Annotated in this window: 21 protein-coding genes, 1 tRNA gene and 1 riboswitch; of the genes, 10 read left to right on the top strand and 12 right to left on the bottom strand. The window is 68.6% G+C overall.

Annotated features, from left to right (window positions below):
* Positions 1-130: 130 nt before the first annotated feature.
* Complete coding sequence (locus tag ABZ441_RS28805; protein WP_358979470.1) at positions 131-436, top strand: hypothetical protein; 306 nt, start codon at positions 131-133, stop codon at positions 434-436.
* Between the two features lie 149 nt (positions 437-585).
* Here the strand turns inward: ABZ441_RS28805 and ABZ441_RS28800 are convergent, their stop codons facing one another.
* Entirely contained in the window at positions 586-1,917 is a 1,332-nt protein-coding gene (locus ABZ441_RS28800) for a DUF445 domain-containing protein (protein WP_358979465.1), read from the bottom strand.
* Between the two features lie 153 nt (positions 1,918-2,070).
* On the opposite strand from ABZ441_RS28800, the gene ABZ441_RS28795 reads away from it, so the two are divergent.
* Complete coding sequence (locus ABZ441_RS28795) at positions 2,071-3,336, top strand: SGNH/GDSL hydrolase family protein (protein ID WP_358979463.1); 1,266 nt, start codon at positions 2,071-2,073, stop codon at positions 3,334-3,336.
* A 78-nt stretch (positions 3,337-3,414) separates the two neighbouring features.
* Here the strand turns inward: ABZ441_RS28795 and ABZ441_RS28790 are convergent, their stop codons facing one another.
* Positions 3,415-4,119 (bottom strand): DUF1707 domain-containing protein, encoded by a 705-nt coding sequence (locus tag ABZ441_RS28790; protein WP_358979461.1) that lies wholly within the window; start codon positions 4,117-4,119, stop codon positions 3,415-3,417.
* A 133-nt stretch (positions 4,120-4,252) separates the two neighbouring features.
* On the opposite strand from ABZ441_RS28790, the gene ABZ441_RS28785 reads away from it, so the two are divergent.
* The 3 genes from ABZ441_RS28785 (at position 4,253) to ABZ441_RS28775 (ending at position 7,087) form a co-directional block, all read left to right on the top strand.
* Positions 4,253-4,711, top strand: a complete 459-nt coding sequence (locus ABZ441_RS28785) for a hypothetical protein (protein ID WP_358979459.1) — start codon at positions 4,253-4,255, stop codon at positions 4,709-4,711.
* A 9-nt stretch (positions 4,712-4,720) separates the two neighbouring features.
* Positions 4,721-6,544 (top strand): alpha/beta hydrolase, encoded by a 1,824-nt coding sequence (locus ABZ441_RS28780; RefSeq protein WP_358979457.1) that lies wholly within the window; start codon positions 4,721-4,723, stop codon positions 6,542-6,544.
* An 81-nt stretch (positions 6,545-6,625) separates the two neighbouring features.
* Complete coding sequence (locus tag ABZ441_RS28775) at positions 6,626-7,087, top strand: hypothetical protein (RefSeq protein ID WP_358979455.1); 462 nt, start codon at positions 6,626-6,628, stop codon at positions 7,085-7,087.
* Positions 7,088-7,231: 144 nt separating this feature from the next.
* Here the strand turns inward: ABZ441_RS28775 and ABZ441_RS28770 are convergent, their stop codons facing one another.
* Genes ABZ441_RS28770 through ABZ441_RS28760 form a run of 3 tightly spaced genes read right to left on the bottom strand, consistent with a single transcriptional unit; the run spans position 7,232 to position 9,884 of the window.
* On the bottom strand, positions 7,232-8,200 hold the full coding sequence (locus ABZ441_RS28770) for an ATP-binding cassette domain-containing protein (RefSeq protein WP_358979468.1): 969 nt from the start codon (positions 8,198-8,200) through the stop codon (positions 7,232-7,234).
* An 18-nt stretch (positions 8,201-8,218) separates the two neighbouring features.
* On the bottom strand, positions 8,219-9,091 hold the full coding sequence (locus tag ABZ441_RS28765; protein ID WP_358979453.1) for an ABC transporter permease: 873 nt from the start codon (positions 9,089-9,091) through the stop codon (positions 8,219-8,221).
* On the bottom strand, positions 9,084-9,884 hold the full coding sequence (locus ABZ441_RS28760) for an ABC-2 family transporter protein (protein ID WP_358979451.1): 801 nt from the start codon (positions 9,882-9,884) through the stop codon (positions 9,084-9,086). Before ABZ441_RS28760 ends, ABZ441_RS28765 begins: the two co-directional genes overlap by 8 nt.
* Positions 9,885-10,032: 148 nt before the next feature.
* On the opposite strand from ABZ441_RS28760, the gene ABZ441_RS28755 reads away from it, so the two are divergent.
* Positions 10,033-12,486, top strand: coding sequence for a transglycosylase domain-containing protein (locus ABZ441_RS28755; RefSeq protein WP_358979449.1), 2,454 nt, complete (start codon positions 10,033-10,035; stop codon positions 12,484-12,486).
* A gap of 70 nt (positions 12,487-12,556) precedes the next feature.
* On the opposite strand, the gene ABZ441_RS28750 is transcribed toward ABZ441_RS28755, so the two are convergent.
* From ABZ441_RS28750 to ABZ441_RS28740, 3 genes are all read right to left on the bottom strand, one after another.
* Complete coding sequence (locus tag ABZ441_RS28750) at positions 12,557-12,877, bottom strand: multidrug efflux SMR transporter (RefSeq protein WP_014156030.1); 321 nt, start codon at positions 12,875-12,877, stop codon at positions 12,557-12,559.
* A 36-nt stretch (positions 12,878-12,913) separates the two neighbouring features.
* Positions 12,914-12,982, bottom strand: a riboswitch (guanidine-III (ykkC-III) riboswitch).
* A gap of 57 nt (positions 12,983-13,039) precedes the next feature.
* Positions 13,040-13,375, bottom strand: coding sequence for a co-chaperone GroES (locus ABZ441_RS28745; RefSeq protein WP_051834804.1), 336 nt, complete (start codon positions 13,373-13,375; stop codon positions 13,040-13,042).
* A 140-nt stretch (positions 13,376-13,515) separates the two neighbouring features.
* On the bottom strand, positions 13,516-13,836 hold the full coding sequence (locus tag ABZ441_RS28740) for a DUF3618 domain-containing protein (protein WP_358979447.1): 321 nt from the start codon (positions 13,834-13,836) through the stop codon (positions 13,516-13,518).
* A gap of 129 nt (positions 13,837-13,965) precedes the next feature.
* Here ABZ441_RS28740 and bcp point away from each other — a divergent pair, with 129 nt between their 5' ends.
* The 4 genes from bcp (at position 13,966) to ABZ441_RS28720 (ending at position 17,347) form a co-directional block, all read left to right on the top strand.
* Positions 13,966-14,433 (top strand): thioredoxin-dependent thiol peroxidase, encoded by a 468-nt coding sequence (gene bcp / locus ABZ441_RS28735; RefSeq protein ID WP_358979445.1) that lies wholly within the window; start codon positions 13,966-13,968, stop codon positions 14,431-14,433.
* A gap of 129 nt (positions 14,434-14,562) precedes the next feature.
* Entirely contained in the window at positions 14,563-16,059 is a 1,497-nt protein-coding gene (gene proP / locus ABZ441_RS28730) for a glycine betaine/L-proline transporter ProP (protein ID WP_358979443.1), read from the top strand.
* A 156-nt stretch (positions 16,060-16,215) separates the two neighbouring features.
* The gene (locus ABZ441_RS28725) at positions 16,216-17,217 is read left to right on the top strand and encodes an HNH endonuclease (RefSeq protein WP_358979441.1); all 1,002 of its coding nucleotides are present in this window, start codon (positions 16,216-16,218) and stop codon (positions 17,215-17,217) included.
* A gap of 46 nt (positions 17,218-17,263) precedes the next feature.
* Positions 17,264-17,347: transfer RNA gene (locus tag ABZ441_RS28720), tRNA-Leu, on the top strand.
* Positions 17,348-17,403: 56 nt separating this feature from the next.
* Here the strand turns inward: ABZ441_RS28720 and rdgB are convergent.
* The 4 genes from rdgB to ABZ441_RS28700 all read right to left on the bottom strand — a co-directional run bounded on the left by rdgB (position 17,404) and on the right by ABZ441_RS28700 (position 19,683).
* Positions 17,404-18,006, bottom strand: coding sequence for an RdgB/HAM1 family non-canonical purine NTP pyrophosphatase (gene rdgB, locus ABZ441_RS28715; RefSeq protein WP_358979439.1), 603 nt, complete (start codon positions 18,004-18,006; stop codon positions 17,404-17,406).
* A 21-nt stretch (positions 18,007-18,027) separates the two neighbouring features.
* Positions 18,028-18,417, bottom strand: a complete 390-nt coding sequence (locus ABZ441_RS28710) for a hypothetical protein (RefSeq protein WP_358979437.1) — start codon at positions 18,415-18,417, stop codon at positions 18,028-18,030.
* 101 nt (positions 18,418-18,518) lie between these two features.
* Positions 18,519-19,256 (bottom strand): ribonuclease PH, encoded by a 738-nt coding sequence (rph, locus tag ABZ441_RS28705; RefSeq protein ID WP_358979435.1) that lies wholly within the window; start codon positions 19,254-19,256, stop codon positions 18,519-18,521.
* A 124-nt stretch (positions 19,257-19,380) separates the two neighbouring features.
* Positions 19,381-19,683, bottom strand: a complete 303-nt coding sequence (locus ABZ441_RS28700) for a PTS glucose/sucrose transporter subunit IIB (RefSeq protein ID WP_307792665.1) — start codon at positions 19,681-19,683, stop codon at positions 19,381-19,383.
* Between the last annotated feature and the right edge of the window lie 113 nt (positions 19,684-19,796).

Here is a 19,796-nt window from a genome sequence, read left to right as displayed (position 1 = left end):
AGCAGTTCACCGCGCTCGCACGTGGGGCAGGTCAGGTACGGGCAGACGGCGCCATCGCGCCAGGCAGACCCCTATCCTCGGTTCAGCGGCGGATACGCCGGTGAACGTGCAGAAGGCGAAGGTGGCGGCAGTGGCGAAGGTACCGGCAGCGGCAGTGGCGGCGGGCGGTCTCGTCGGCGGATACGGGATCGCCCGCTGGACGGGCAGGCGCCCGCTCGGCGGCGTCGCGCTGGCCGCCGCCGGGTCGGCGGCGGCGTACGAGTGGAAGCGGCAGGCAGGACCCCTCGCGGCCACCGGGCTGACCGTCGCCTACGTCGCCGCCTTCGCCGGCTCGCACCCCCTGGCCAAGAAGGTGGGCGCGTGGCCCGCGGTGTTCACCGTGGCGGGCGGGATCGCCGCGGCGTCATGGGCGGTCACCCGGCGCAGCGCACGATAGGCCCGGCGCGGCGGCTCCGGCGCGCCCCGCCACATCCGGGAAAGTCCGGCCCCGGGGGTGAACCCCCGGCGCCACCGGGTGCGTACTGAAGGGCAACTCCCCGCGTGATCCGAGGGCGTGCCGTACGACGAGGACGGCCACGCCTCCGGTCAGCCCCCCAGCGCGTGCGACACCGCGTAGATCGCCAGACCGGCCAGCGCGCCCACCACGGTGCCGTTGATCCGGATGAACTGCAAGTCACGGCCGATGTGTGCCTCGATCTTCTTCGACGTCTGGTCCGCGTCCCAGCCCGCGACCGTGTCACTGATCAGCGAGGTGATCTCCGCGCGGTACGTCGTGACGACGTACGCCGCCGCGTCCTCCAGCCAGCCCTCCAGCTTGCCCTGCAGCCGCTCGTCCGTGGACAGCCTGGCTCCCAGGGACATCAGCGAGGCGCGCGCCCGCATCCGGAGCTCGCTCCGCTCGTCCTCGGCCGCCGAGATGATCATCGCGCGTACCGAGGACCACGCCGAGGCGATGACGTCCTGGACCTCACCGCGCCCCAGGATCTCCGACTTCAGCCGCTCCACCCGGGCCCGGGTGTCCGTGTCCGTCTGGAGGTCGGCGGCGAAGTCCGTCAGGAACGTGTCGATCGAGCCGCGCGCCGGATGGCCCGGCATGTCGCGCATCTCCGTGACGAAGCGCAGCAGCTCCTTGTAGACCCGCTCCCCCACCCGCTTGTCGACGAACCGCGGCGTCCAGCCCGGCGCCCCGCCCTGCACCGCGTCCATGACGGAGTCCCCGTGCAGGACCAGCCAGTCGTGCGCCCGTACGCAGACGAGGTCGACGACCCTGCGGTGGCCGCCGTCCGAGACGATCCTCTCCAGCATCTTGCCTATCCCCGGGCCGACTTCCGCCGCGTCCGCCCGCCGGGTGATCGCCTCCCCGACCACCGCCTGGACATCGGAGTCCCGCAGCACGGTCAGCGCACCGCGCAGCGCGGTCGCCAGCTCGGCGGTGACCCGGTCCGCGTGTTCGGGCTCCGCCAGCCAGGTCCCGAGCCGCGAACCGACCCCGAGAGCGTGAATTCGGTCACGAACGACGTCTCCGGAGAGAAAATTCTCGCCGACGAAGGAACCGAGTGACTCCCCCAGCTGATCCTTCTTGGTAGGAATGATGGCGGTGTGGGGGATGGGCAGGCCGAGCGGGCGCCGGAAGAGCGCCGTGACGGCGAACCAGTCCGCCAGCGCACCGACCATTCCCGCCTCGGCGGCCGCTGCGACGTAGCCCGGCCAGCCGCCCACACCCGCGTTCTCCGCCCAGGTGGCGAGGACGTACACGAGCGCGACGAACAGGAGCAGACCCGTGGCAGTGGTCTTCATACGGCGCACCCCGCGCCGCTTCTCCTCGTCTGCGGCGGTGTACGCGAACCCGGCCGGCTTCGGCCTCGGCCGCCCGCCGGGAGCCCCGGATACCGTTCCCTGTCCCGCGTCCTGTTCCATCCGCTCCACCCGTCCGCCTACGCGTCACGCCGTGCCGTACGCATTGTCCCTACCTCACCTACTCCCGGGCCGCATGTTGAGTTCCCCGCCGCCTGACGCATCATGAGAGCAACCCGAATACCGGGCCGAACACCGCAAGGAGAAACACCGCAGATGCCCAGGCGCCAGGGATACGCCCTGCCCATCGCCCTCGTGACAGGCACAGCCGTGCTCGCCGGCGCCGTCGCGTTCGGCACGTCGCTGATGACCGCCGCCGAGCGGCAGGCACCGCTCAGCGGGTCCCAGAGCCACACGGCGGCCCGCAACCCCGCCGCTCCGGCCAACTCCACCGGCACCTGGGTGGCCACGTGGACCGCGGCCCCCGTCAGCGCGGAACCGAACGCCGGGCAGGGCTACCCCGGCAGCACCATCCGCAACATCGTGCACACCAGCGTCGGTGGTGACGCCGCCCGCATCACGCTGTCCAACCTCTTCGGCACGGCCCCGCTCGTCATCGACCAGGCCACCGTCAACACCCGCCCGGTGACCTTCCGGGGCCGGCCCACCGTCACCGTCGCCGCGGGCCGACAGGTCGTCAGCGACCCCGTCGTGGTGCCCGTCGCCCCCGACGCCGACCTGGAGGTCACCCTCCGCACCCCGTACGCCACCGGGCCCGTCACCCAGCACCCCAACACCCACCAGACGTCCTTCCTGGCCGACGACGACGGCACGTGGAGCACCACCCGGTGGCGCTACCTCACGGCCGTCGACGTACGCAACAAGACCTCGCCCGGAGCGATCGTCGTGATCGGCGACTCCCTCACGGCCGGAAGCGGCTCCACCACTGACGCCAACAGCCGCTGGACGGACGTCCTCTCCGACCGGCTGCGGCACACCCACGGGATCGCCAACCAGGGCATAGCGGGCAACCGCCTCCTGCTCGACAGCCCCCTCACCCTGAACGGCGTGCGGAATCTGGGCGGCCCGAGCGGTACCCACCGCTTCGAGCGCGACGTCCTGTCCGTCGCCGGAGCGAAGACCGTGATCATCGCGCTCGGCATCAACGACGTGCAGCAGATCCCCCAGGAGCCGGACCCCCAGCGCATCATCACCGGGCTCCGCGCCCTCACCGAGCGGGCGCACGCCCAGGGACTCCGGGTCGTCGGAGCGACGCTGACGCCCTTCCAAGGCAGCACCACCTGGACACCCGAGAGCAACAGGGTGCGCCTCGCGGTCAACGAGGAGATCCGCACCGGCCGGATCTTCGACGCGTTCGTCGACTTCGACCGGGCCGTACGCGACCCGTACGCGCCCGACCGGATCCTGCCCGAGTACGACTCGGGCGACCGGCTGCACTTCAACGACGCCGGCTACCGCGCCCTGGGACAGTCGATCGAACTCGGCACGGTGGACGGCACCCCGAAGGCCGACGCCTTCTGAACCCGCCCCCCGGCGGGCACAGCGCTCGAGAAGGGCGGCCGAGGCGAAACCCGCGGCCGCCCCCGTGAACCGCCGGGCTCAGCCCAGCTCCTTGCGCCCGTCCCCCGCGTCCGGCTTCTCCAGCCGCAACCGCTCCTGCTCCTTCAGCCGCCGCTTCTCCGCCCTGCTCCGCTTCCACTCCACACCGACCCCGCCCATCAGGGCGAACCCGGTGACCTTCACCCGCGGGCTGTCCGGATGGGGCTCCGGCTCCTCGTCGAGCTTGGAGTGCTCACCGAAACCGCCCATGATCCCGAAGCCCCGGACCTGCACGTTGAGGTCCGGCGGCACCGTCACCTGCATACCGCCCATGATCGTGAAGCAGCGGATCACGACGTCACGCTCCGCGAAGCGCGCCTCACGCAGATCGATCTCGCCCCCGCCCCACATCGCGAACGCGGTGAACTGCCGGCCCACCGTCCAGCGGCCCTTGCGGCTGAACCCGCCCCAGAAGGCGAACGCCCCCGACGAAGTCGGCTCACCGCCGATCCGGGCCGGCCAGTCGGCCACCCCCTCGCGCTCCGCCACCGCCCCGGTCACCGGCCCGCCGAGCCCGCCCGGAACCGGCAGATCACGCACGAGCGGAACCAACTCCCCGTGCGTACGCGCCTTGAACGTCGCATCGAGCCGCTGCTCGAACTCGTCCATCTCCAGCCGGCCCTCGGCCACGGCCTCCCGCAGGGTCTCGGCGACCCGCTCACGTTCCGCGTCGGAGGCACGCATGTCAGGGCTCTCACTTGTCATACCGCGCACCCTATAGAGCAATCACGGAACGGGCCTCGGGGAAGACCGTTTGTCTTGCGCGCCGGAGCCGGAGAGTATGACTGCTCGCCCGGGGTCGCCCGGGAACACGGGGAAAACGGGGAGGGTTTCGCGAATGGCGTGGGACGAGTGGGAGGGCCTCAAGGCCGATGCGGTGGCGCGCGGTTCCGCACAGATGCAACTGAATCAGTACCCGGCCGACCAGGGGGGCGGAGCTCCGGCAGGGGCTTCGGAGGATCTGAAGTCGGACAAGAAGGCATGGGTGAAGGCCGGCGAGGGTGTCACGGGCCTGAAGGACGGCATCAGCACGGCGCTGACGAAGCTGAGCGACGGTCAGGCAGGACTGGGTGAAACTTCCGGGTGCTTGAGTGCGGCGGCCCAGAAGGAGCTGTACGACTCCTGGAAGAAGTACGTCGGCGACGTGAGCAGCCGCTGTGGCGAGCTGGGCGGGCTTCTGGAGAGATCGGGTCACGATCTGTCGACGTCTGACGAGGCGGTCATGGGGGAGCTGGACAAGCTCAAGGTGAAGTACGAGGACACCGAGGCCGTCGGCGGCCGGGCGAAGGAGAACTGATCCGCGGTCATGAATCTTGCGACACTGAAAGCCTTCAAGCCGTCGGAGTACGAGGACGCCGCGGACGGCTACCGGACGACCGGCGACACGGCCAGTGCGGCCAAGGACACGGTCGACAACCAGATCTGCGCGGGGATACGCAACCGGCTCGAGGGCAAGGCGGCGGCAGCCGCCCTGCGGGAGCTTCAGAAGCTGTCGAAGAACTTCCACTACGCGCAGACCGAGTGCGGTCTGGTGAGCACCGCGCTGAATGGCTTCGCCTTCGACATGGCCGTGGCCAAGCGGAAGCTGGACACGGCGATCGAGGACGCTCAGGCCAACGGCTGCACAGTGAACCCCGACGGCTCGGTCACCTTTCCGGCAGGCAAGAAGCCCGGCGACGGGAAGATCGCTGATGGCGGCACGGTGAGCGGGAGTGCCGGGGGCAGCCAGACCTCGGACGCTTTGGAGCGCCAGGCGGTGAACATGCACCCGAACCCGCACTACGGCAACGCCCTGGGGTACGCGAACCGGATCGCCGACGCGTTGAAGGAAGCCACGGACGCCGACACGAAGTGGGCGCCGAAACTGCGCGCGCTGAAGGCCGACGACGACCTGACGGTCTCCAAGCATGACTGGGCCGACGCGAAATCCGACATGGGCGGGGTCCGCGAGGCGGGTAAGAACTACCTCGACTCCCTGCCGGAACCGCCGAAGGACGGCAGTCCGAAGGACAACGCATCGTGGTGGAAGGGGCTCAGCCCTGAGGAGCAGTCCGCCTACCTTTCCACGAACCCCGCCTCGGTCGGGGCGCTGGACGGGTTGCACGCGGAGGTTCGTGACGAGGCCAACCGCATGGTGCTCGCCGAGGCCCGGGGTGTCGCTCAGATCGAATACGACTCGTGGCTCAAGAAGAATCCGGAGCCCACGCGGTACACGGACTACATCGACCCCATGACCGGCACCATCATGAAGGGCATCAAGGTCGAAAGCGTGGCGTGGAAGGAGTGGGAAGAAGACCGTAAGAGCGCCCACAAATCCATCGACGGCATGGACGCGATCCAGACCCGCTTCGACCAGACCGGCACGAAGCGACTGCCCGAGGCCTACCTGCTGGGCTTCAGCACCGAGGGCGACGGCCGCGCGATCCTCGCCAACGGAAACCCGGACACCGCGGATCACCAGGCGGTCTACGTACCGGGTACGGAAGCAGAGCTCGGAAACATCGAGGGCAATATCAACCGCTCGGTCAACGTGTGGAACTCGGCCGACGCCAAAGCCGGTGGCGATTCCGTCTCCACCATCACCTGGCTCGGATACGACGCACCTGATTCCGTCTACAAGGACGCACCCTTCGAACACTACGCCTACGACGGCGCACCTGCATTCAACCGATTCCTGGACGGCCTGGAAACGTCACACTCCGGCGATACGGCACCGCACCGTACCGTGATCGGCCATTCGTACGGGACGACCCTGGTCGGTGCGGCTGCCCAGACAGGGGACCTCAACGCCGATGACGTCGTCCTCGCGGGCAGCCCCGGCGTCAAGGTGTCGAGTGCCGAGGAGATGGATGTCCCCAAGGGGCATGTGTGGAACGCGGAAGCCGAGGGGGACATCGTCCCGGATCTTGGCCGTTACGGACACGGCGGGGACGGCTTCAGAATTCCCAGTGACGAGCAATTCGGTGCCAATCAGATGACCACGGACACCGAAGGCCATAGCGGTTACTGGGATGAAGGATCGGACAGTCTGAAGAATCAGGCCCTGGTGGTTGCGGGAAGGGGCGATGAAGTGGAATTGAAGCCGCCACCCAACCCATTGACGAGTGAAGAAGTACGGCGTTCGAAGTAGGAGAGCTCAGACGTGAAGACCAGAATGCGTGCCTCCGTGCTCGCCGTACCCCTTGTACTCACTGTCCTGACAGGATGTGGCATGACCGACGAGAAGAGCGACGGCGTCCCGTACGCCGGCACGAGCACCTCGCTCGACGCCGCCGACACGATGGAAAAGGTCTCCAGCGAGATCTACGATCTGCTGGGCGTGAAGGGAAAGGCGTCAGAGAACCTTCCGGGAGTGATGGACTGCTCAGGCAAGGACACAAAGACCTACTTCCGCATCTTCCATCCGTGGAGCTTCACCCCTGCCTCGGTGAGCGACCTCGACGAAGCGATGGAGCGACTCAAGGGAGAACTACCCAAGCACGGGTGGGAGATCGTCGGATACGGACCGAATACCAGCAAGAACAGAAGCGTCACCCTGACCGCCGACAACGACAAGAAGAAGGTCAGCGTCAAGGTCACCAACATGGCGAAGAGCGACCCGCCGGTGCTGAGCCTCGACCTGGTGTCCGGCTGCTACAAAGTCCCGGACGGCGAAGAGGTCGAACGCTTCTGAGAGGCCGTACGACGTAGCGACCATCAGCTACAGGACGGGCGCTCGCATACTGGACGTATGCGAGCGTTCCGAAGCATGGCGAGGTGCCGTAGCTGTCGCCGTGCGCCCGCCGGGGATTGCGGGACAGCCCTCTGAGCACGCCCCTCAATGAGCAGAGTCCGACACGTACATCCTCGCGATGACGGACTCGATGTCCGGCTCCCGCACCGACAGGTCCACCAGCGGATAGTCCGCCGCGATACGCGCCACCAGCGGTGCGGCGGACGCCGCCGCCGGGAACGCCAGCCACTGCCGGGGGCCTTCGACCTTCACCACCCGCACCGACGGCTCCGACCCCAGCTCGATCGGCGGCAGTTCCCGCTCCAGGTCCACGACCAGCGTGCGCTCGCTCTCCCCCACCTCGTGCAGCCCGGCGAGCGCGCCGTCGTACATCAGGCGGCCGTGGTCGATCACCATCACCCGCTTGCACAGCTGCTCGATGTCGGTCAGGTCGTGCGTGGTGAGCAGCACGGTCGTCGACCGCTCCTCGTTAAGGTCCCGCAGGAACCCGCGCACCTTGGCCTTCGACACCACGTCGAGCCCGATCGTCGGCTCGTCCAGATACAGCACCTCAGGGTCGTGCAGCAGCGCCGCCGCGATGTCGCCCCGCATCCGCTGCCCCAACGAGAGCTGACGCACCGGCACCTCCAGCAACGCTCCCAAGTCCAGTAGCTCGACGCACCGGTCCATGTTCTCCCGGAACCGGCTGTCCGGAATCCGGTACATCCGGTGCATCAGCCGGTACGAATCGCGCAACGGAAGGTCCCACCACAACGTCGTACGCTGCCCGAACACCACACCGATCCGGTGCGCCAGCCTCGTACGCTCCCGGGATGGATCGACCCCCGCGACCCGCAGCCGGCCACCGCTCGGCGTGAGGATGCCCGTCAGCATCTTGATCGTCGTCGACTTGCCGGCCCCGTTCGGACCGATGTAGCCGACCATCTCACCGCGCGGCACCCGGAAACTGATGCCGTCCACCGCCCGGACCTCGCGCCGCTCCCGGCGCATGAAGCCCGTCCTGCGGCGCACGTCGAAGACCTTCTCGACGCCGTCGAGCTCGATGAAGTCCATGTCGTCCACGCCCACTCCTCAGCTTCCCGTACTGCGGTACGCCCGCAGCCCCATGCGCCACACCAGCCCCGCGAGCACCCAACACCCCACGGCCACCACCGGCGGCAGGAACGCCACCCACCGGGGCAGGTCCAGCGGATAGTCCCGGCCCAGCAGGTACAGGGCCGGCAGCCAGCTCACGAACGCCAGCGGCACCACGAACGTCACCCCGCGCACCAGGTCCTTCGCGAACACCGACGGCGGATACTGCAGCAGCGTCGTCCCCCCGTACGTGAACGCGTTCTGCACCTCCGAGGCGTCCTGGGCATAGAACTGGAACGCCGCCCCCACCACGAACACCGCCCCGAAGATGGCCGCCCCGCTCAGCACCATCAGCGGCAGCATCACCACCTTCAGCGGCGTCCACGCGATGTCCAGCGCCAGCAGCGCATAGCCCAGCACCAGCAGCCCCTGCGTGATCCGCCCCAGCCTGCGCAGCGCGAACCGGTCGGCCGCCACCTGCGCCAGCACCGGGACCGGCCGCACCAGCAGCGTGTCCAGCGTCCCGTCCCGCACCCGCCGCCCGAGCCGGTCCATCGACCCCAGCAGCAGGTCTGCGAGCCCGAACGCGGTCGCCGACGTCCCGTACAGCAGCGCGACCTCCTGCAGCGTGAAGCCGCCCAGCACATCGACGTGCGCGAACATCAGCATGATCGTGACGAAGTCGAAGCCCGTCGCCACGAAGTTCCCGACGGCCGTCATCACGAACGACGCGCGGTAGGCCATCGTCGACCGCAGCCACATCGCCACGATCAGCCCGTACCCCCGCACCCCCTCGACCAGCCGCGACCGCTCGCCGAACGCGGCCTCCGGCCCCACCGCGACGACGCGCTCCTCCCGGACCTCAGCCACCCTGGACCACCACCCTCCTGGTCGCCACCGACTGCAGGAGCCGCCCCGCGAGCAGCAGCGCCACCGCCCAGCCGGCCTGGAAGGCGTACGCCCCCGCCAGATCCCAGCCCGCATACCTGCCGAGGAACACATCGGCCGGCACCTGCAGCAGCGACGACCACGGCAGAGCGCGCGCCACGTCACCCAGCACCCCGGGGAACAGGTTCAACGGCAGCAGCATGCCGGAGAAGAACAGCCCGGCCAGCCAGGCGATCTGCATCGCGCCCGCACCGTCCATCAGCCAGAAGGCCGACAACGCCACGAGGAAACGCACCCCGAAGCTCACCATCACCCCCAGCGCGACCGACACCAAAAAGGCGACCCACGTCCACGGCGAACCCGGCAGCGCCAGATCGAAGGCCAGGGCCCCCAGCACCATCGGCACGATCCCCCGCCCCAGCAGGTGGAACGCCGCCCGGCCCAGATCCCCCGCCAGCCACCACAGTTGCAGATCGGCGGGCCGGTACAGGTCGACCGCGATGTCACCCGTACGGATCCGCTCCATGAGCTCGTCCTCGAAGCCGCCGCCCATCATCGCGCAGGTCATCAGCAGGGCCTGACCGAGCCACACATAGGTCAGGGCCTGCGACATGTCGTAGCCGCCGAGATGCGGACGCTCGTCCCACAGGGCGATGTAGGTGTACGCCATGATGAAACCGAAGACGGTGTTGGTGAACATCCCCGCGACCGTCGCCACCCGATAGGTGGCATACCGCCGGAACCCACCGGCCGCCACCACGGCGTAGAGCCGCACCCCACTCCCCCCTCTTTCGCCAAAGCGCACGACGTTAGCCGAGGGAGCCCGGCCGCCGCGACCCTATTTCCCTTGAGGGGGTCCAAGGGATATCCGCCCGAAAAGTGCACTATAGGAAAATCATCCGCAGTCGAGGAGCCTCACAGTCATGAGCCACGAGCCACCGCAGCACGGCGGAGACCCTGGTCAGCAGGGCTCCCAGGGCTGGGCCCCCCGAGACCCCTCGGCCGCGGCCCCCACCACCGACCCCCAGCACCCGAACGGCGCAAAGGACTCCAAGGGGCGCACAAAACGCCCCAAGCGGCCCAAGCGCACCGGCTGGCGCCGCGCCGTCCCCAGCTGGCGGATGGTCCTCGGCGGCGTACTCCTCCTCGCGCTGCTCCTCGTCGGCGGGTTCATCGCCGGCTACCAACTCGTCGACATCCCCGCCGCCAACGCCAGCGCCACCGCCCAGTCCAACGTCTACCTGTACGAGGACGGCACCGTCATCGCCCGCGACGGCAAGATCAACCGGGAGAACATCCCCCTCCGCCGCGTCCCCCGCACCGTCCAGCACGCCGTACTCGCCGCAGAGGACCGGGACTTCTACTCCGAGGACGCCATCGACGTCAAAGCCACCCTCCGGGCCGGCTGGAACACCGTCACCGGCAAGGGCAGGCAGGGCGGTTCCACCATCACCCAGCAGTACGTCAAGAACTACTACCTCGGCCAGGAACAGACCGTCGTCCGCAAGGCCAAGGAATTCTTCATCTCCATCAAGCTCGACCGCGAACAGAGCAAGGACGAGATCCTCGAGGGCTACCTCAACACCAGCTACTTCGGCCGCAACGCCTACGGCATCCAGGCCGCCTCCCACGCCTACTACGGCAAGGACGTCGAAGACCTCGGCGCCGACGAAGGCGCCTACCTCGCCTCCCTGCTCAACGCCCCCAGCTCCAACGACGTCGTAGCCCACCCCGAGAACAAGAAAGCCATCCTCGCCCGCTGGAACTACGTGCTCGACGGCATGGTCAAGCACCACTGGCTCACCTCCGCCGACCGCGCCGCCATGACCTTCCCCGTCCCCGGCAAGGCCAAGCCCGCCACCGCACTCTCCGGCCAGCGCGGCTACATCGTCCAGGCCGTCGACCGCTACCTCGCCGCCAACAAGATCCTCGACGAGAAGACCCTCGCCACCGGCGGCTACCGCATCACCACCACCCTCCAGAAGAAGAAGCAGGACGCCCTCGTCGAAGCCGTCAAGGACAACGTCCTGTCCAAGACCAGCGACGAACGCGAAGCGGACCGCAACGTCCGCGCCGGCGGCGCCTCCGTCGACCCCGCCACCGGCCACGTCGTCGCCCTCTACGGCGGCATCGACTACACCAGACAGTTCGTCAACAACGCGACCCGCCGCGACTACCAGGTCGGATCCACCTTCAAACCGTTCGTCCTCGCCGCCGCCCTCGCCAACGGGTCCACCACCCGGAAGGACCGCGCGATCACCCCCAACACCCGCTACGACGGCACCAACGAACGCACCGTCCTCAGCGCCACCGGCTCCACCGGCTACTCCCCCGCCAACGAGGACGACGTCGACTACGGCAACATCACCGTCCGCGAAGCCACCGACAAATCCGTCAACGCCGTCTACGCACAGATGGCCCAGGACGTCGGCCCCCAAGAGGTAAAGGACACCGCGGTCGCCCTCGGCATCCCCCAGGACACCCCCGACCTCACCGCCTCCCCCTCCATCGCACTCGGCCCCGCCACCGCCAGCGTCGTCGACATGGCCTCCGCCTACGCCACCCTCGCCGACCACGGCAGACAGCGCCCCCACACGCTCGTGTCCAAGGTCAGCAAGAACGCCACCGAACTCCACCTCCCCGAGAGAACCACCCGGCGCGCCATCAGCCGCGAAGCCGCCGACACCACCACCTCCGTCCTGCGCAGCGTCGTCGACGGGGGTACCGGCACGGCCGCCCAGGGCGCGGGCCGCCCCGCCGCGGGCAAGACGGGCACCGCCGAGGAGGACAAGGCCGCCTGGTTCGCCGGCTACACCCCCGACCTCGCCACCGTCATCGCCGTCATGGGCCAGGATCCCGAGACCGGTGTCCAGAAACCCCTCTACGGCGCCCTCGGCCTCGCCCGTATGAACGGCGGGGGCGCGCCCGCCGAGACCTGGGCCGCCTACACCCGGGCGGCACTGGAGGGCAGCGACGTGCAGGACTTCGATCTGAAGGCCGACGAAGGCCCCGAAGAGCCCGACCCGGACGAGAGCGGGGACCCTGACGAGACCGGGGACACCGAGGAAGCCGGAGGCACCCGGAAACCGAGGGACCGCGAGGACACCGACGAACCCGGCACAGGAGACTCCCGCGAGGAACGGCGCGGAACACGCACCCCCGACTCCCCCTCGGATGCCTCCCGCGCCCCCGAGGAACCCCACACCGACACCCCCGCGGCCGCACCCCCACGCACCGACGGCCGAGACCGCGGAACCGACGCCGGCGGCCCCGGCACGCACCGGCCCGGAAAAGAACCCACCCGCCCCGCCGCAGGACCCCCGGCCGACCCGCACGAAGGAGACGGGCAGGCCCCCCGGGGCTCCACCCGCCCCTGAACACACGACCGCAGCCGAACACACGACGGCGGCGCACCCGGACCCGGGTGCGCCGCCGTCGCCGTACAGCTCAGTGCCCGGACGTCGCCTTCAGCCCCACCACCGCCACCAGCAGCAGACAGACGAAGAAGATCCGGGCGGCGGTCACCGGCTCGTTCAGGACGACCATGCCCAGCACCGCAGCACCGGCCGCGCCGATCCCCACCCACACGCCGTACGCCGTACCGATCGGCAGCGTCTTCGCCGCCTGCGACAGCAGCATCATGCTGGCCACGATCCCCAGCCCCGTAAACACACTCGGCCACAGCCGCGTGAACCCCTCGGTGTACTTCATCCCGATCGACCAGCCCACTTCCAGCAGACCGGCCACGATCAACAGAACCCACGCCACGACGAAACCTCCACGACGAAACACGCGAACAACACGGGCGCGTCGTCTTTGCGGAAACCCGGTACGGCGCATCTCGTCGGGGTCCCACCACCGTAGCAAGCCCACCGAACAGCCAAAAGGCCTGGTGACCACAGTCACCAGGCCCACTCACCCCAGACGTGCCTACAGATACAGCCCGGTCGAATCCACCGAACCCTCGAACCGGTCCGCCGCCACCGCGTGCAGATCCCGCTCACGCATCAGCACGTACGCCACACCCCGCACCTCGACCTCGGCACGGTCCTCGGGGTCGTACAGCACCCGGTCACCCGGCTCCACGGTCCGCACGTTCTGGCCGACCGCGACCACCGCGGCCCACGCGAGACGCCGGCCCACCGCCGCCGTCGCCGGGATCAGGATGCCGCCGCCCGACCGCCGCTCGCCCTCGGGCGAATCCGACCGGACCAGCACCCGGTCGTGCAGCATCCGGATCGGCAGCTTGTCGTCGGTGGTACTCATGCCGTTGTCGCTCACGCCCCGAAACCTACCTGCCCCGAACCACTCCGCACGCCCCAGGCCCGCGCAGCGGCGGCCTCAGCACCTCATCCGCCGCGCGAAACCTGCCCTCCGCGCCTCTCTCGAGCCGCGTACGACGCCCCTCAGCGCCTGTCGCGCCGCACCGACAGCGTCAGCAACGCCACCGCACCGGCCACCACCAGTGCCGCCGGAATCACGCGCTCCAGCCGCGGCGATCCGTCCTCGGCCACGAACTGCGCCTTCACGTCCGAGACCGCACGGTTCACGGCGACGAACGCACGCCCGGCCGTCCGGTCCACCGTCGACGCGACCTTCGCCTTCGCGTCACCGATCATCGTCTTCGGGTGCACCCTCACCCCGATCTCGTCCAGCACCACCGCGAGCTGCTCGCGCCTGCTGATGATGTCCGCCTCGATCTGCGCAGGGCTCCTCGTGTCCGACACTGCGCCGCCTCCGTGGTCGTCGTCGGGTAAACCTTCATCGACAGTCTGTCAGCTCGGCCGCCCCGACACCCGGCGGCACCCCCTATTACGCTCGGTGCCACACAGCACGCGTGCCACTCGAGGAGAAACATGAGCGAGCGACTCCAGACCGGCGACACCGCCCCCGCCTTCACCCTTCCGGACGCCGACGGCAACGACGTCTCGCTCGCGGACCACAAGGGCCGCAAGGTCATCGTCTACTTCTACCCCGCCGCACTTACCCCCGGTTGCACCAAGCAGGCCTGCGACTTCACGGACAACCTGGACCTCCTCACCGGCGCCGGCTACGACGTCATCGGCGTGTCGCCCGACAAGCCGGAGAAGCTCGCGACGTTCCGCGAGAAGGAGAACCTCAAGGTCACCCTGGTCGGAGACCCCTCCAAGGAGACCCTCGAGGCCTACGGCGCGTTCGGCGAGAAGAAGCTCTACGGCAAAGTGGTGACAGGAGTGATCCGCTCCACGATCGTGGTGGACGAAGAGGGCAAGGTGGAGAAGGCCCTTTACAACGTCAAGGCGACCGGACACGTCGCCAAGATCATCAAGGACCTCGGGATCTGACCCTGGCTCGGGACGGTCCATGCCCAAAAAGATGTGACTGAGATCGCAAATAGCCGCGGATTCGGTTTGCAACCGCCATGACTGCGCAGAAGCCTTTCCTGGAACACCGTTCGACGAAAGGAACCGGCCATGGCGGCCTCCGACCCCCACCAGGCGGCCGACCCTGATGCGGTCAAACGTCACCCCACGCTCTTCCGGGCCATCCGGAAGCGCCAGAACCCCCGGCTCCGTCGGACGGACATCACCGTCACCGACGACCAGGCGGTCAAGCGCGCGGTGAAGGCGGCGTCGCTCGGTAACGCCATGGAGTGGTTCGACTTCGGCATCTACTCCTACCTGGCCGTCACCATCGGGCACGTGTTCTTCCCCTCCGGGAACGACACCACCCAGCTCCTCTCGTCGTTCGCGACCTTCGCCGTGGCGTTCCTCGTCCGGCCGCTCGGCGGCATGTTCTTCGGCCCCATGGGCGACAAGATCGGCCGCAAGAAGGTCCTTGCCCTCACCATGATCCTCATGGCGATCGGCACCTTCGCGATCGGCCTCATCCCCTCCCACGACACCATCGGCGTCTGGGCCGCGGTCCTCCTCATCGCCTTCCGGATGCTCCAGGGCTTCTCCACCGGCGGCGAGTACGGCGGCGCCTCGACCTTCATCGCGGAGTACGCCCCCGACAAGCGCCGCGGCTTCTTCGGCAGCTTCCTCGAATTCGGCACGCTGGCCGGATACGTCGGCGCCGCCGGGCTCGTCACCCTCCTGTACGCCGTCCTGGACACCGGCCAGATGGAGTCCTGGGGCTGGCGCATCCCGTTCCTCGTCGCCGGTCCCCTCGGCCTCGTGGGCCTCTACCTGCGACTCCGTCTGGACGAGACCCCCGCCTTCCAGAAGCTCGAGGGCGGCATCGCCCACGCCTCGGAGGCCGCCGACCACGTCGAGTCCACCGCCAAGGGCGACCTCGCGAAGATCTTCCGCCAGTACTGGCCGACGCTGATCCTCTGCATCGCCCTGGTCGGCGCGTACAACATCACCGACTACATGCTGCTGTCGTACATGCCGACGTACCTCTCAGACGAGCTCGGCTACAGCGAGACCCACGGACTGCTGATCCTGCTCGGCGTCATGGTGTTCCTGATGCTGATCATCAGCCAGTTCGGCAAGCTCTCGGACCGCTTCGGCCGCAAACCGCTCCTGATGACCGGCATGCTCGGCTTCCTGTTCCTGTCGCTACCGGCCTTCCTCCTGATCCGGCAGGGCAGCATCCCGGCGATCATCATCGGCATGCTGATGCTGGGCCTCTCCCTGGTCTGCCTGCTGGGCACGATGTCCGCCGCCCTCCCGGCCCTGTTCCCGACCAACGTCCGCTACGGCTCCCTGTCGGTCGGCTACAACCTCTCGGCGTCGATCTTCGGTGGCACGACCCCGCTGGTGATCACCGCCCTGATCAGCTGGACCGGCTCGAACCTCATGCCCGCCTACTACGCGATGGCGGCGGCCCTGGTCGGCGTGATCGCGGTGGCCTGCATGAAGGAGACCGCCAACCAGCCCCTGGCCGGCTCCCCGCCCTCGGTGGAGACGGCGGAGGAAGCGGCGGACCTGGTCCACTCCCAGAGCCCGGACCCGAAGTTCTGAAGCACGTCCCCCGCAGCGAAGGGCCCGTACCGCTTCTCCCCCCGAAGCGGTACGGGCCCTTCCACATCTCGTCGCATTACGGACGTGACCATCCGATTAACGGTTCGTTGCTCCGTACGAGGCTGCGAACGCGCGGCCGGATATGGAGGGGGAGGAATGTCCGAGGCGTACGACCCTGCGGGGCTCGCGACGGCTGTGGCAGGGGCAACCAACTGGACCGACCTCATGCGCCGCCTCGGTTTGAAGAAGAGTGGCGGTAGATACCGAGTCCTCAAGGAGAAGGTCGCAGAGCTGGGACTCGACACCAGCCACTTCAGACAGCGCAGCCCTTGGCGTAAATATCCTGACGCATCCATCGCCGCTGCCGCGATGTCATCTTCTTCGCTCCGCGAGGTCGTCCTCAAGCTGGGTGCGACACCGGCAACCGGCACGCTGTCTCACATCGCCCGCCGCATCGCGGCTGCGGGAATCGACGTCAGCCACTTCCCTGGCATGAATCGCCCACAGTTGGGGCTCCTGTTCAGCACCGAGGAACTACAGGCTGCCGCCGCCGCCACCGACTCCGTCCGTGGTGTGGCTCGCGCCTTGGGCGTCCCTGATGACGGCCGGTCGCGCGCCGCAGTATCCGCAACACTCCGCAGCAGGGGCATCAACACCTCCCACTTCCGCAACGCGCGCCTCTCCATCCAGGAGGAAGCATTGCGTACTGCGGTACGGGATGCCTCCAGCTTCGCCGATGTCATGCGGGCACTCAGTCTCGAAGTGACGGACCCCAACCACCGCCGGGTCCGACGCAAGGTCCTTCAGCTGCAGCTGGACACAAGCCACTTCAAGCGACGCACATGGGGGCCGGTGCAGGTGCCTGAACGGCGGAAGATTGCATCAGAAGTGCTCGTGATCATGCCGCGGGGGTCGACACGCGTGAACCGGGCGCGCCTTCATCGGGCGCTTCAGGAGATCGGCGTGGAGTACCGGTGCACGTCGTGCGGCAACACCGGCGAATGGCTAGGCAGACTGATCACGCTCCAGATCGACCACGTCAGCGGCGACTGGCTGGACAACCGCGCAGGGAACCTGCGATATCTGTGTCCGAATTGCCATGCGCTGACAGACACGTGGTGCCGTAACCGGCACTCAGCCAATACAGCAACGACTTAGCCTCTCCCTACCGGTTGCCGCTCCCGCTTGTAGACTGCCAGCACGCGCGCGAGTGCTGGAATTGGTTAGACAGGCTGGTTTTAGGTACCAGTGCCCTAGTGGCGTGAGGGTTCGAGTCCCTTCTCGCGTACGTCGCGAAGGCTCAGCACGTACCAGTACGTGCTGAGCCTTTCGTAACTGCCAACCTCAGCCCACCAACTCCCGCACCACCGGCACCAGTGCCCGGAACGCCTTCCCCCGGTGGCTGATCGCGTTCTTCTCGTCGGGGGTGAGCTCCGCGCAGGTCCGGGTCTCGCCGTCCGGCTGGAGGATCGGGTCGTAGCCGAAGCCGTAGGCGCCGGCCGGGGCGGTGCGCAGGGTGCCCGTGAGGCGGCCCTCGACCACGCGCTCCGTGCCGTCGGGGAGGGCCAGGGCCGCGGCGCAGGCGAAGTACGCGCCGCGGTGCGGGGTGTCGATGTCGGCGAGCTGTGCGAGGAGCAGGTCCAGGTTGGCCCTGTCGTTGCCGTGGGCGCCCGCCCAGCGGGCGGAGAAGATGCCGGGGGCTCCGCCGAGCACGTCGACGCAGAGGCCGCTGTCGTCGGCGACGGCCGGGTGGCCGGTGGCCTGCGCCAGGGCGTGGGCCTTGAGGAGGGCGTTCTCGGCGAAGGTGACGCCGGTTTCCCTGACGTCGGGAACGTCGGGGTACGCGTCCGCGCCGACGAGGTCGTGGGTCAGGCCCGCGTCGGCGAGGATCGCGTGGAGTTCGGTGATTTTCCCGGCGTTGCGGGTGGCGAGGATCAGGCGCGTCATGCGTCGATTATCGCCGCACGGTCACGTGGTGCAGACCTTGCCGATCTCGGTGGCGGCGTCCGTGACGGGGCTGATGTCCGGGGTGGCGTCGCCCTTGTCGATGGAGTCGCGGACGTTGGTGACGCCGGCCTGGAGGTCGTCGACGGCCTTGCTGAGGTCGGCGTTGTCCGTGGTGTCGCCGAGGTCCTTGAGTTCCTTGTCGATCTGGTCCAGGGCTTCGGTGGCCTGGGTCGGGTCGTCGGAGGCGCTGGACACGGCCTGCTGGAGGTTGTTGACGCTGGTCGCGATGGCGTCGGCGGTGCGGACGCAGTCCAGGGCCTTGTCCACGGCTCCGCAGCCGACTGCGGCTGTGAGCGTCAGCAGGGTGGCCGTGACGGCGAGTGCGGTGCGGTGGTGGCGGCGCGAAGCCATGGTGCGGTCCCTCCCCAGGGTGGATACATGGACGGACGCACGGTTCGACCCGTGCGCCCGTACCCGTTACGACGCTGTGTGCTGCGGATTTGGTTGCTTCTTTACTCGCCGAGTGTGCGGGCGAGTGCCTCTTCCTGGAGTGTGGCCAGATCGGTGCAGCCGGCGGTGGCGAGATCGAGGAGTGCGTTGAGCTCGTCGCGGTCGAAGGGTTCGGCCTCGGCGGTGCCCTGGACCTCGACGAAGCGCCCGTCGCCGGTGCAGACGACGTTCATGTCGGTGTCTGCGCGGACGTCCTCTTCGTAGCAGAGGTCGAGGAGGGGGACGCCGTCGACGATGCCGACGCTGATCGCGGCGACGGTGCCGGTGAGGGGCTTGCGGCCGTGCTTGATGATCTTCTTGCCCTGGGCCCAGGCGATGGCGTCGGCGAGGGCGACGTAGGCGCCGGTGATGGCGGCGGTGCGGGTGCCACCGTCGGCCTGGAGGACGTCGCAGTCGAGGACGATGGTGTTCTCGCCCAGCGCCTTGTAGTCGATGACCGCGCGCAGGGAGCGGCCGATGAGGCGGCTGATCTCGTGGGTGCGGCCGCCGATCTTGCCGCGTACGGATTCGCGGTCCCCGCGGGTGTTGGTGGAGCGGGGCAGCATGGAGTACTCGGCGGTGACCCAGCCTTCGCCGCTGCCCTTGCGCCAGCGGGGGACGCCTTCGGTGACGGAGGCGGTGCAGAAGACCTTGGTGTCTCCGAAGGAGATGAGTACGGAGCCTTCGGCGTGCTTGCTCCATCCGCGTTCGATGGTGACGGGGCGGAGCTGTTCGGGGGTGCGGCCGTCGATACGAGACATGGCGTCGAGCCTATCGGCTGAGGGGCCGGGTCCGTTCGGGTGCACGGCAGGCCCCGCTCCGGGCCGGTCGGGGGGCGGAGCGGGGCCTGCGCGTGGGACCGTGGTGGGCCGGCGGGTCAGCCGGTCACATCATGTCTTCGATGTCGGCGGCGATGGGGTCGGCGTCGGTGCCGATGACGACCTGGATCGCGGTGCCCATCTTGACGACGCCGTGGGCTCCGGCGGCCTTGAGCGCGACTTCGTCGACCTTGCTGGGGTCGTGGACCTCGGTGCGGAGGCGGGTGATGCAGCCTTCGATCTCGTCGATGTTCTCGATACCGCCGAGCCCGGCGACGATCTTCTCAGCCTTGCTGGCCATGTCCTTCTCCCTGGTCTGTGCATGCGTGGGGCGGCCCCACCATGGGTCCGTTTCGTCACGGTAACGCACGGTTGGCCCAACTTCACGGGCAGGTAACCGCGCTGTCCCCAATGATGACGATCACCGGCGCCATGCCTTCCGGCAGGGCCCCGCTCCGTATCGCGACTGGTCTACACCAGTTT

It is taken from the genome of Streptomyces sp. NPDC005752, from assembly GCF_040630715.1.
In the GTDB taxonomy this organism is placed as follows: Bacteria; Actinomycetota; Actinomycetes; order Streptomycetales; family Streptomycetaceae; genus Streptomyces.
This window is presented reverse-complemented; position numbering and strand designations above follow the sequence as displayed.